General features: G+C 40.7%; 5 protein-coding genes. 3 read left to right on the top strand and 2 right to left on the bottom strand.

Going from position 1 to position 12431, the window contains the following annotated elements:
* Positions 1-542: 542 nt before the first annotated feature.
* Positions 543-1331 (top strand): C15orf41 family protein, encoded by a 789-nt coding sequence (locus tag MSKOL_RS16020; protein WP_048157652.1) that lies wholly within the window; start codon positions 543-545, stop codon positions 1329-1331.
* A gap of 162 nt (positions 1332-1493) precedes the next feature.
* Here MSKOL_RS16020 and MSKOL_RS16015 read toward each other — a convergent pair whose 3' ends face one another.
* On the bottom strand, positions 1494-4718 hold the full coding sequence (locus MSKOL_RS16015) for a DNA double-strand break repair ATPase Rad50 (RefSeq protein ID WP_048157650.1): 3225 nt from the start codon (positions 4716-4718) through the stop codon (positions 1494-1496).
* A complete protein-coding gene (locus MSKOL_RS21500) occupies positions 4715-7069 on the bottom strand; it encodes an exonuclease SbcCD subunit D (RefSeq protein ID WP_048157648.1) in 2355 nt (784 codons plus the stop codon). The genes MSKOL_RS16015 and MSKOL_RS21500 overlap by 4 nt, the downstream gene beginning before the upstream one ends.
* 505 nt (positions 7070-7574) lie before the next feature.
* Here MSKOL_RS21500 and MSKOL_RS18935 point away from each other — a divergent pair.
* The gene (locus tag MSKOL_RS18935; protein ID WP_052725559.1) at positions 7575-11567 is read left to right on the top strand and encodes an NB-ARC domain-containing protein; all 3993 of its coding nucleotides are present in this window, start codon (positions 7575-7577) and stop codon (positions 11565-11567) included.
* A gap of 221 nt (positions 11568-11788) precedes the next feature.
* Entirely contained in the window at positions 11789-12415 is a 627-nt protein-coding gene (locus MSKOL_RS16000) for a type 1 glutamine amidotransferase family protein (RefSeq protein ID WP_048158422.1), read from the top strand.
* Positions 12416-12431 lie beyond the last annotated feature (16 nt).

The raw sequence follows: 12431 nt of genomic DNA, 5'->3' as shown, positions 1-12431 counted from the left end.
GTTGACCCACAATCGTTGCGCCAGTTAATCACGCTGTCATAGCGTTTTAGATTTAGCAGTAATTTTCGCTCAAGCCTTTTTTGAAAAGGCTTGGCAGTTAACCACCCCCCAGCTCAAAGAAATAGCTCAGACATACAGGCAGAAGTTCCGGAAAGGGGTTCTTACCCTTGAAGAAAAAAATTATTATCTTTACGCCGGCGTTCCTTAAGTGAATTTGCTTGATTCCTTTATGAAACCGATTGTTCATGATTTTAAGACATTGAGTTTAAAGATGTTGAATGATTATAATCCATGAATATAGAAGGAATTATGAGGAAATCAACTATACGTCTGAGAGAGAATTTTGATATCTTAAGATTCTCATTTTTTGTGCCGTTTAACTATGCTGCTTAACTTATGCTGCTTAACTTATGCTGCTTAACTTATGTTGCTTAACTTATGCTGCTTAACTTATGCTGCTTAACTTATGCTGCTTAACTTATGCTGCTAACTTTTATTTTGCATGCTCGGGAAGGAAACAAAAAAGGATATGATGATTCAGGATGGACCGCCAGACATACCAGACAATCTACAGCTCACTGCATGACTTTAAAGATGTTTTTCGACTTTCGGAGGAATATTCCAAACCCGTAGGTGTGCTTGCAACAATTCTCAATCAGAAAGTCGTGAAAAAGACTCGGTTCAAACACAGGAAAGTTTATTCAAGAGAAACTGAACTTTTTTTAAAATGGAAACAGGGACGCACTATTCTTGACCTTGCGGAATACACAGGCTTTCCTCCAACCCTTATGGCATCCCTTATTATGAAAAATTGTCAAATTTCCAAGAAAAGCATAAACTGGCTCTTCAAAAATGTGGATTTAATCGAAAACCGCCGTCTTCAAAAGGAAGTCAAAAAAGCTCTTGATGTCGATCACTTCTTTTCGCCTCATGCCCATGAGATGCAGTGTAAGAAAGGAGAGATGGGAGAAGCACTTATCCAGAAATGGCTCGATGATAGGGAAATTTCGTATTGCACCGAAGCAGACATTCGGGCCAAGGGAGAAGGCAAGACTCCTGATTTTGTCCTGGAAAATCCTGTATGTATAGACAATCTGATGGTCAACTGGATTGAAAGCAAAGCGCTTTTTGGAGACGAGTTCGAGCATGAACATTATTCAAAGAAACAATTTCGGGAATATGCAGAGATTTTCGGAGAAGGTATGGTTGTCTACTGGTACGGGTATCTCGAAGATCTCCCTGCCGAGGGCTATCTTGTAAAGAACTACAGCTTTTTTGAAGAATATCAAGAGGATATTGACGAGCTATTTAATTATCTGGTATACTGGTGAATCGCAAGCCTTTTCAAAAAACTGCTTGCCTGCAAGCCTTTTAAAAAAAGGCTTGAGCGAAAACCCAAGCAACATTTGTTGAGTTTAAGAAACTTGGCCCCAAACCCTATCGGCGTGATAAACCGGCGCAACGGTTTTGGTCCAGCCGGCGCAACGGTTGTATTAAATCTTTGCAATAGACGACATATTGGTAATAGGGTCTTTTTCTACCTGGAAGACGTGGTCTGCCGAATCTATCAGGGATTCATCATGGGATACCACAATAATCTGGCCTACACCTATGCCGCGCATCATGTCTATGAGTTTCAAAAGCTGGTTTATATGCCCGCGGTCCAGGAAAACTGTAGGCTCGTCAAGGATCATAGGGGGGAGCCCGTCTGCTCTATCTCCACCAAAACCCATGGCAAGAAGCCTGTAGATCGCACAGCGCAGGACGAGGTTAAAGATTGCACGTTCTCCCCCGCTAAGGAGTTTTGGTTCAAGGGGAGTGCCGTCTTTTCTGTAAACCGTCAGGTTATATTCTGGGTCAAGTTCGATATGGGAATAGGCATTATTTGTATACATAAAGCTGAACATTTCATTCAAAAGGGTAGAAAGAGCTCCTATGTTTTTTGTCCGCATATCAGCCCGAACGCGCATATACATGCTCTCAAGCTCCTCGGCGTTGTTATATACGGCTTCGAGATACTGTTGCCTGTTCTCAAGAGCTTTGAGTTCTTCTTTCAGCTCATTGCGACGTTTTAGACTATTCTCGACCATACCGACTTCTTTTAAGAGCGCATCTTTGGCAGCCGTTATTTGCCGGATTTTTTCAGTAAGGTTTGCCTGATACGCTTCAAGCTGGGCACGCTGTGACTGAAGATCTTCGAACCTGCTCCCCTGCAGCTTTCCTTCAAGCTGTTTTACCCGTTCGTTTCTTTCAAGGATTTCCCTGTCAAAGAAGCCGACTTTTTCGGCAAGGTTCCTGATTGAAGCCTCAAGCTCGGAGATCTTGTGCTTAACGTTATCCATCTGGATCAGGTTTGCCCCGAGTTTTTTTGTCTTCAAGAGACGCTTTGCACTCTCTTCATAGGTTTCTTTTACCGCGGCTTCTTTTTTCCGCAGGGTTTCAAGCTCAACTCCCAGGGTTTTGAGTTTTTCCTTTTCCTGAGTCTCCCGCTCGGCAAGCACTTTTAGTTTCTCATTGAGCTCTTCAAGCCTCTGCCCGTAATTTTCGATCAGTGCCAGGGAAGTCCTGATTTTCCCGTTCAGGCTTTCTCTTTCAGAAGTGTTTTCGGCAAGCTTTTTCTCAAAGGCTTTTGCCTCTCGAAGTACTCTTTCACTCTCACCATGGGCTTTTTGAGCTGCTGCCTCCCATCCCTGCAGGGCTTTAATGTCAGGAAGAAGCTTACCCATCTTGGTCTCAAGTTCTTCCTTTTGTTTATTAAGGCCTTCAAGTTTAAGGGAATCTTCCTCGGTTCGGGTTTTGTGGATCTCTATCCTTTCTTGCAGGTCTTTTGCCTTATTTTTGAGTCTTTCGGTTTCCATGTCGTAATCCGAAATCCGCTTCTCCAGCTTTTTTGCATCCTTAAGCCGATTGAGTTTTTTCTCGACTTCGGCCTGCTGGAGCTTTATATCGAGAAGTTCTGCTGCAAGCTTTTCTCTCTTCTGTTCGGATTCCCCGGTTGTGCATGCGATTTCAGAGCCTTTAAGATCCTGCCCGCATGTAGGGCATTTTCCTTCGGCAAGCAGCTGCCGGTTTTTACGGATAACTTTATCAAGCTCCCTGACGGTAGCTTCAAGCTCTTTTTCCCGCCCATGCAGCCTGTTTTTGTTTTCCAGCAGAAGTTCACTGAGGTACTCCAGGTCCTCTAGCTGTTCTCCGGTAAAGCCAAGACCCTTTAACCCTGCAGAAGCTTCGGATTTTTGCTCCTGGACTTCCAGAACTGCCTTTTCATTTTCCCTGAGCTCCTCTTCAAGAATTTCAATCTCTGTTTTACTTTTCCGAACTGCGACCCTGGCATTTTGAAGTTCCTTATCGAGTGTGAGAAGATTTATGTCTCCGGTTTCTTTTTCTTTGAAAGCAAGCGCAAGTTTTGTCGAGGCTTCGTTTTTTCGTTCCCGCAGAAGGCTTTCTTTTTCTTCGAGCTCATTTATAAATAAAGGAATCTCATAAGTGTCCGTGAAGCCTGTAGTCTCTTTTGCAGTTTCTTTTAGCTTTTTATTTTCATCCTCGATTCTCAGTATATTTTTCCTATTTCCTTCAATTTCCCGGTTTGTAGACCCGATATCCTCCCTGCAATGGATCAAAGTCTGTTCGGTCTCAGCCTTTTCGTTTTCAAGGTCGTGCAGAGCCTGAGTGTGAACCTCTTCTTCCCTTAGTAGAAGAGCAAGTTCTTTTGAGATTGCGTTTACCTTTTCTCTGGCAAGAAATTCCTCTTTTTCCTGCTGCAGGCTCAGAGCCTCAATCTCAAGATCTCCAAAACCACATTTTTCTCGAATAAGATTATTTTCTTCTTCCAGTCTGAGCAGAGCTTGCCTTTGTTCACGGGATTCTCCTGCGAGGTTTTCTTTTTCCCGGATACAGCCAGCCTTGTCTTCCTGAGATTTAGCCAGGGCCTGCTTCAGAGCCTGGATTTCCTGGAGACGTTCCCTGTGCTCTGTGATCATAAGGTCGAGTTTTTCTTTCTGGGCGGCTGCAGTCTCTTTATTTTCATTATATTTTTTTAAGATAGCATCGTTTTCCTTTATCTTCTGCCTGAGCCCATTCAAAACGGCATGCGGTTCTGTACTTTCAATTCCCTCAATTTCAGATTTTACGCTCGAAAGGCTGTTACCTGTGTCCCTTTGAAGCCTTTTTACAGCCGTTTTTGCGCTTCCTGCTCTTTCCCTGTATTCTTCGAGCTTTCCAAGCTGCAACAGGCCGTCGATCATTCGCTGCCTGTCTTTTGGTTTTGCATTAATGAGTACATCAATTTCGCCCTGCCTGATGTAAGCACAGTTCCTGTATGCATCTTCGTCCATATTCAGAAGAGAACATACCTCTTCGTAAGTCCGTGTAGCCTGATCGACAATACTTTCCCCATCGGCATAGAGCACGCATTTCGAATTCGAAGCGTTCTCACTTTTAGAAGAATACCTGAAAGCCTGTTCTATAAGGTAGTCCTGCCCTAAATGCTCAAAACCCAGGTTTATTTTCGCATTTTCAGCCCCTTTGAAGATTACATCTGCAAGCACAAAGTCCTTTGAAAGAATTTTGCTCCCAAAAAGCCCCATAAAACATGCTTCAAGCAGGCTGGACTTCCCGCTCCCGTTCACCCCGGAAATGACTGTAACTCCATCTTCAAATGTAAAATCCAGTTTTTTATAACTCCGGATGTTTTCAATATGCAGGTTTTTGAGTTTCACAGATAATCACCAAGGTTATACTGTCGAGGTACAGCAGTCTTTCTCCGTCCTTTTTTTGGTCCGGCTGTCCCCGTTTTTTCACTTAGCTCTGTAGCCATGGCAGGTTCCTCTTCAGGCAGCTTTTTAGCTTTGTCTGTTTTTTCCTTTACAGGTTTGCCTTTAACCCCGGGCTCAGAACGCTTTCTACTCTTCTTCTCAGGTTTACTTTCAGGAAATTCACTTTCCGGGTTATTTTGAGGTTCATTTTCAAGATTACTTTCGGCTCGACGTTTAGATTTACCTTCAGATTTACCTTCAGATTTAATTTCAGGTTTAATTTCAGATTCACTTTCAAGTTCGGTTTCAGTTTTACTTTCAGATTTAACTTTAGGTTTACTTTCTGCTCGGCTTTTAGGTTTAATTTCAGGTTTACTTTCAGCTTGAATTTCAGGCTCGCTATCTTTGTCTATCCTTAACTCGGTTTCAGCCTCTTGAGTTTTTCCTGAAGTCCTGGAAGTTTCCTGTGGAATATCCGATTTAGGCGGCACTACAGGTTTACTGTCCGGCTCTGTTGATCTTGAATCAGGCGGCTTCAAAAGCTCCAAATCAGATGAACACTGAGAGTTTGATGCTGGTAATTCGGAACTATCGGGACTCACGGCTGAAATCTCAGTACTTTTTGATGTCTCAATGCCCTTTGATGTCTCAGTGCTCTTTGATGTCTCAATGCTCTTTGATGTCTCAGTACTCTTTTTAGTACCATTTTTTTCAGCATTCTTAATTCGGTCTGAAGTCCTCAGAATTCCTGAAAGTTCAGTAATTTCAAGCCTGTCGGAAACTATTCCCTCTGACCCGTTTTTACCAACAAACCCAGCCTCTCCTACAGTATCAGGGTTTATTTCTTCAAATTCCAGAAGTTTGGGAGTGATGGCAGAACTTGCAGCGCTGGGAATGTCAGCAGAACCATCGGGACTGGAAGAATTGGCGGGAATCTCTATCCTGAAATCAGGGTTTTTGAAGTCCGTAGCTTTAGCTTCAATAAGTTTCGATAGGCGGTCCTCGGTTTCTTCGTCTACCCTTGACTTTGAGATCTCAGGGCTCCGGACAATTTCATCAATAATCAGCCCGCCGTCATTTAAGTTCATTTTCCGGATCTCGCTTGCAACGGCATGGTCAGGATCAGAAAAGGTTACCGTTAAGACTTCCTCCGGGAAGGACTCTTTTGCCCTCCGGTCTATAAAATTTGACACAAGAGATCCTTTTTTAAGCAGGTATTCCTCAAGTTCGCTCTGTGACAGGACTGCCCCCGAATCTCCGAAAATTTCCAGAAATGTCACGGATTCAGGGATATCTTCCAGATATTCATCTACTTTAGAAAATATCTGTTCATAGGGCTTATCTTCCCCTTTCAAATCTACTCGAATGGAAAGGAATCTCCGGGTTGGAATCGTGCGTTTGCTAATTTCAAGTCCTTTTTCGGAAAGCGTGATAATATTATAGGAACGAGCTTCTTTTTCGGACAGACTGTTCCGTTCCGTACTGCCAGGGTAAGTAATCCAGGTCTCGCCGGTTTTATTTTTGAGTATTGAATGTTCATGGTAGTCGCCAAGAAGAACTGCATCAACCTTGAAAGGAAGGTTTTCAAGCACCTCATCACAGTCCCATTCCGCATATGGAAATGGATTCATAATCTGGTGCATCACAAGCAGTTTCCAGCCGTTTTCTGCAGGGGAGGAAGGGATAGAAGAGATGGAAGGAGTAGAAGGGCTGGATAAAGTAGAAGAGACAGAAGAGGCGGAAGGAGTAGATGGGTTGGGAGGAGTTGAAGACGTGGACGAAATGGGAGAATTGGAAAGGTTTGAAGAAGTAGAAACAGTGGAAGAAGTAGAATCAGTGGAATCAGTGGAAGAAGTAGAAGAGTTGGAACTGTCAGGAGAGCCCGGCGCCTCAAATCCTGAATAGTCAAATATAGGAATTTTTGATTTTGGGACACTGTCAATCCCGTAGATGGCTGCATTACCTACCATTAGAGGTTTTTTTCCGAGCCTTGCCGCAAGTCCCATTTCCTCAAAAAGGTCGAGCCACTGGGTATTCTGTTTGCTCTCATGGTTCCCTACAATTCCTAAAAAAGGTATGTCAGCCGCCTTCAGCCTGGACAGGAGATTTATTGTATCAAGGAGGTCTTCAAGGGTCGGGTTTCTCGAATCAAAGAGGTCTCCCGCATGCACTACGGCATCGACCTGCATCTCAACCGCATCATTTACAACAAGTTCGAAAGCTGCAAAAAAATCGTTTCTCCGGACCTCGCTATGATATTGCCTGTATCCCAGATGCGTGTCTGCAGTGTGGAGTATCCTAATTTCCCTGGCCATAGTTCTATCAGTCTCTAATTTTTATCCTATGAGGGTTTCTATATTAGTAATTAACTAATTTTTACAGAAGATAGACTTCCTCCAGATGGGAAATTAACATCTTTCATGCCGGAATGCTGACTAATTGACATAAGTCTGGCATAAGATTCAAAAATAAACTTTGGGAGGGCTTCTGGTGGTCGGCAGTGTGTATAATTGTCAATTCAAGGAACTACAATGATGCTTTTATTTCAGTCGAATACCCCGCTAGCTTGCTGCGGAGTGCGCCAGTGCAACTTTGATTTTACTGAAAAATTATGCACAATCCTACCACTTGTTTTTATGATCTGTCTTTTTGCAAACTTTTTTGAATTTAGAGGCATTATCGTCTGTTAAACTTTGAGCATGTTTATATATTCATAAGTATACCTATCGTGACAATATAAAAAGATCAGAGGACTTCAGCAGTGGGCTGAAAAATGCTTAGCGATAAGCTTTGGATAATTAGTTGAAACTGGTGGATAAAATGGCTCGTATATATGTGTCTTCTACTTTTAAGGATCTTGAGGAATGCCGTGAAAAGGTCAGAGTCACTTTGAAGCAAATGAGCCATGAAGATATAGCAATGGAATATTATGTTGCAGAAGACAAAAGACCAGTTGACAAATGCCTGGAAGATGTTGCCTCTTGCGATCTATACATAGGTATTTTTGCGTGGCGATACGGTTTTGTGCCTAAAGGATATGATAAATCCATTACAGAACTTGAGTATAGAAAAGCAGTCGAAACAGGAAAACATTGCTTAATATTTTTACTACATGAAACTGCTCCCTGGCCTTTTAATCTTATTGATAAAGACAAAGATCTAAAGAAAATTGAGGCTTTAAGAAACGAATTGTCTGATGAAAAAGAGGTTAGCTTTTTTAATACACCCGACGAACTTGCCAGCGTTGTAGGCTCAGCTGTTCACAATTGGGAAATTAATAATAGAAACCCAGTTAGAAATCCAGTTCAAGAGCCTTTCCATATAGCACCCATTCAAGTCCCAGCATTAACAGAATCTTTTGTAGAACTCCCTGTAATGCAAGAGATTAAAAGCCATCTCCTCAATGGTAGCAATTCACAAGGGATACTTGCTATTACTGCAATTCAGGGACTGGGAGGCATTGGAAAAACAACCCTTGCTAAAATCATAGCTCATGATAAAGAGGTTCAACGTTATTTTTCAAATGGAATACTCTGGGTTACTCTTGGTCAGGAACCTGATAAACTCTCTTTGCTAAACGGCTGGATAAAGGAACTTGGAGATTATCAATCTAATCATACAACGGTAGAAACAGCATCGAATCATTTGATAACATTGCTTTACGAAAAACACATTCTTTTAGTCGTAGATGATGCCTGGAACTCTAAGGATGTAAAACCTTTTTTAGTAGGCGGGTCCAGATGTCAGACTATAATAACAACAAGAAAAGCTTACATAGCCGATGATTTAGGTGCAAAATGTTATTCTTTGAATTTAATGACAGAAGAGCAATCTTTAGAGTTATTTGCCAAAGTCCTGAAAGATTCCTGGAAAGAAAGTGAAAAAGAGGACGCCTTTAAAGTCGCCAAAGATGTTGGTTACCTTCCATTAGCTTTAAACCTGGCAGCTAAAAGAAGAAAAAGGGACTATTCCTGGATCAAAATACACGAAGCGCTTGAAGAAGAAATTGCTCGTCTTAGTGTTTTAAGTCCACGAATATTAGGAAAAGGAGAAGAAGGGCTGGAAGCATCTTTAAATTTAAGTTTGAAAGCTCTCAGGTCCTATAATGAAAAAGCTTTTTTAAATTTTATATGGCTTGGGGTTCTGCCTGAAGACGTTAAAGTGAATGAAAAAATGGCTTCCACTCTTTGGGGCATAGATAAAGAAGAAGCTGGAAATGTGCTGGAATTTCTATGGGAAGAAGGTCTGCTTACACAAGATTCAATTATTCAATTGGGAAATGAAAAACTAAAAACATATCGTATACATGACCTTTTTCATGATATTGCTTGTCATTACTTGACATGTTCCCCTAATACGGAAAATAGCACAGAACTTCCAGGCTTAGGATTCACGCTTAATGAAGCTAATGCTTTTTTATTAAACCGTTATCAATCAAAAATGCAGAAAGAGGGTTTATGGCATACATTAGAAGATGATGCTTACATCCACAGTCACCTGACCTGGCATATGGAGAAAGCAGGAAAGATTGAAGATATCCATAATTTATTAATTGAAGAAACCGAAAACGGAAAAAATGGGTGGTATGAAGCCCTTGAATCCCTCGAATTAAATGCAGTTTTTATTGAAGATCTTATGAAAGCTTGGAATTTATCCGAAAAAAATTCAGAGCACCAAATAGAACAAGGTAATAAAACTTCTTTCATTGGACTGGAACTTCGTTATGCTCTTATATACACTTCAATAAACAGTTTGTCATCTAATATTTCTACAGAACTACTGGTTGCACTTCTTGAAACTAAAAAATGGAATGAAACTAAAGTGTTTATATACGCACAAAAAGAACCTGATTCTTATGAAAGAGTAACTAAATTAATCTCAATTTATCGAATAATAAATGATGAATCTATGAAAGAAGAAGTGATGGACAAAGCCCTTGAAATCACCTCAAGGATTCAATATGATTATGCTAGATCAAATGCCCTTTCTGCTCTTGTCCCTCATTTGGATGGCCAAAGAAAAGAAGAAGTGATAGAAAAAGCCCTTGAAATCGCTTCAAAGATTCAAAATGACTATTACAGATTAAATGCCCTTTCTGTTCTTGTCCCTCATTTGGATGGTCAAAGAAAAGAAGAAGTGATGGACAAAGCCCTTGAAATCACCTCAAGGATTCAAGATGACTATCACAGATCAAATGCCCTTTCTGCTCTTATTCCTCATTTGGATGGTCAAAGAAAAGAAGAAGTGATGGACAAAGCCCTTGAAATCGCCTCAAGGATTCAATTTGATTATGCTAGATCAAATGCTCTTTCTGCTCTTATTCCTCATTTAGATAGCCAAAGAAAAGAAGAAGTGATAGAAAAAGCCCTTGAAATCGCTTCAAAGAGTCAAAATGACTATTACAGATCAAATGCCCTTTTGGCTCTTGTACCTCATTTGGATGGCCAAAGAGAAGAAGTGATAGAAAAAGCCCTTGAAATCGCCTCAAAGATTCAAGATGACTATCACAGATCAAATACCCTTTTTGCTCTTGTCCCTTATTTGGATGGCCAAAGAAAAGAAGAAGTGATAGACAAAGCCCTTGAAATCACCTCAAGGATTCAAGATAATTATTACAGAGCACGTGCCCTTTCTACTCTTGTTCCTCATTTGGATGGCCAAAGAAAAGAAGAAGTGATAGAAAAAGCCCTTGAAATCGCTTCAAAGATTCAAAATGACTATTACAGATTAAATGCCCTTTCTGTTCTTGTCCCTCATTTGGATAGCCAAAAAAAAGAAGAAGTGATGGACAAAGCCCTTGAAATCACCTCAAGGATTCAAGATGACTATCACAGATCAAATGTCCTTTCTGCTCTTGTCCCTCATTTGGATGGCCAAAGAAAAGAAGAAGTGATGGACAAAGCCCTTGAAATCACCTCAAGGATTCAAGATGACTATCACAGATCAAATGCCCTTTCTGCTCTTGTCCCTCATTTGGATGGTCAAAGAAAAGAAGAAGTGATGGACAAAGCCCTTGAAATCACTTCAAGGATTCAAGATGACTATCACAGATCAAATGCCCTTTCTGCTCTTGTCCCTCATTTGGATGGCCAAAGAAAAGAAGAAGTGATAGAAAAAGCCCTTGAAATCACCTCAAGGATTCAAGATGACTATTACAGATTAAATGCCCTTTCTGTTCTTGTCCCTCATTTGGATGGTCAAAGAAAAGAAGAAGTGATGGACAAAGCCCTTGAAATCACCTCAAGGATTCAAGATGACTATCACAGATCAAATGCCCTTTCTGCTCTTATTCCTCATTTGGATGGCCAAAGAAAAGAAGAAGTGATAGAAAAAGCCCTTGAAATCGCTTCAAAGATTCAAGATGATACTCTCAGAGCAGATACCCTTTCTGTTCTTGTCCCTCATTTGGATGTCCAAAGAAAAGAAGAAGTGATAGAAAAAGCCCTTGAAATCGCTTCAAAGATTCAAGATGATATTCTCAGAGCAGATGCCCTTTCTGTTCTTGTCCCTCATTTGGATAGCCAAAGAAAAGAAGAAGCGATGGAAAAAGCCCTTGAAATAGCCTCAAAGATTCAACTTGATTATGTAGGAGTAGATGTACTTTGTTTTGCATTATCCTCCATGAGAAATTCGCCATCGAATAAACTTTATTTTTTGTGGCGAAAAGGAATTAGAATCCTCAGAGAATATCCTCGAAGTAACTTACTTTCTAATATCATCACATTAATTCCAGTTATGAATGATTTAGGTGAAGATGAAACCTTATTTGAAATTTCTCGGGCTATTATAGACGTGTCTAATTGGTTTCCGTAAAGTAAGTATTCTGATGGTACTATGTAGTCTACGGAGTATGTGTTAAATTTTCAGTATTCAATGACGTCTGTATGGAGATAAAAACCCATCAATTACACAGTACCTCACAGAGCCTTTCTATGAATAGAGATATTTTATGTGAAGATAGTACATACCGGATAAAATGAAATCAAAATATGAAATCAGATATCTTTGATATTTTAAAGACAGCGGGACCAATTATGAAAAGCACAGTATATCTTTACGTATTTGACACAATGACTGACTGGGAAATCGGTTATTTAAGCGCTGAATTAAACTCGGGAAGATTCTATAGAAAAGAGTCGCAGCCATTAAAAATAGTCACAGTTGGCATAGATACTACTCCTGTAATTACAATGGGTGGCATAAAAATAATACCTGATATCGGACATGAAGAACTTATCATTGAAGATGCTGCAGCCCTGATCCTCCCTGGCGGAAATACATGGACAGAACCGATTCATGACCCAATTCTAAAAAAGGCTGAGGAGTGTTTGCAGAAAGGTGTAGTTGTTGGGGCGATTTGCGGCGCTACAATGGGACTTGCTGAAAAAGGGATGCTGAATAATAGATGGCACACCAGCAATGATCTCGGATTTCTTAAAATGATGTGTCCAAACTATGCAGGAGAAATGTATTATAAACAAGAACCGGCTGTAACTGACGGAAATCTGATTACTGCTTCCGGAACAGCTTCACTGGAATTTACTGTTCATGTGTTGAAGAAACTGGGTGTATTCTCGCTGGAAACGTTGGATTCATGGTACAATCTTTATCGTACTCACGAACCGAAATATTTCTATGAGCTAATTAGTTCTATTCAGTGAATTGCAAAAAGTTCAT

Source organism: Methanosarcina sp. Kolksee, from assembly GCF_000969945.1.
GTDB classification, from domain to species: Archaea; Halobacteriota; Methanosarcinia; order Methanosarcinales; family Methanosarcinaceae; genus Methanosarcina; species Methanosarcina vacuolata.
The sequence above is the reverse complement of the archived record's forward strand: the minus strand, read 5'-3'. Positions and strand labels throughout refer to the sequence as shown.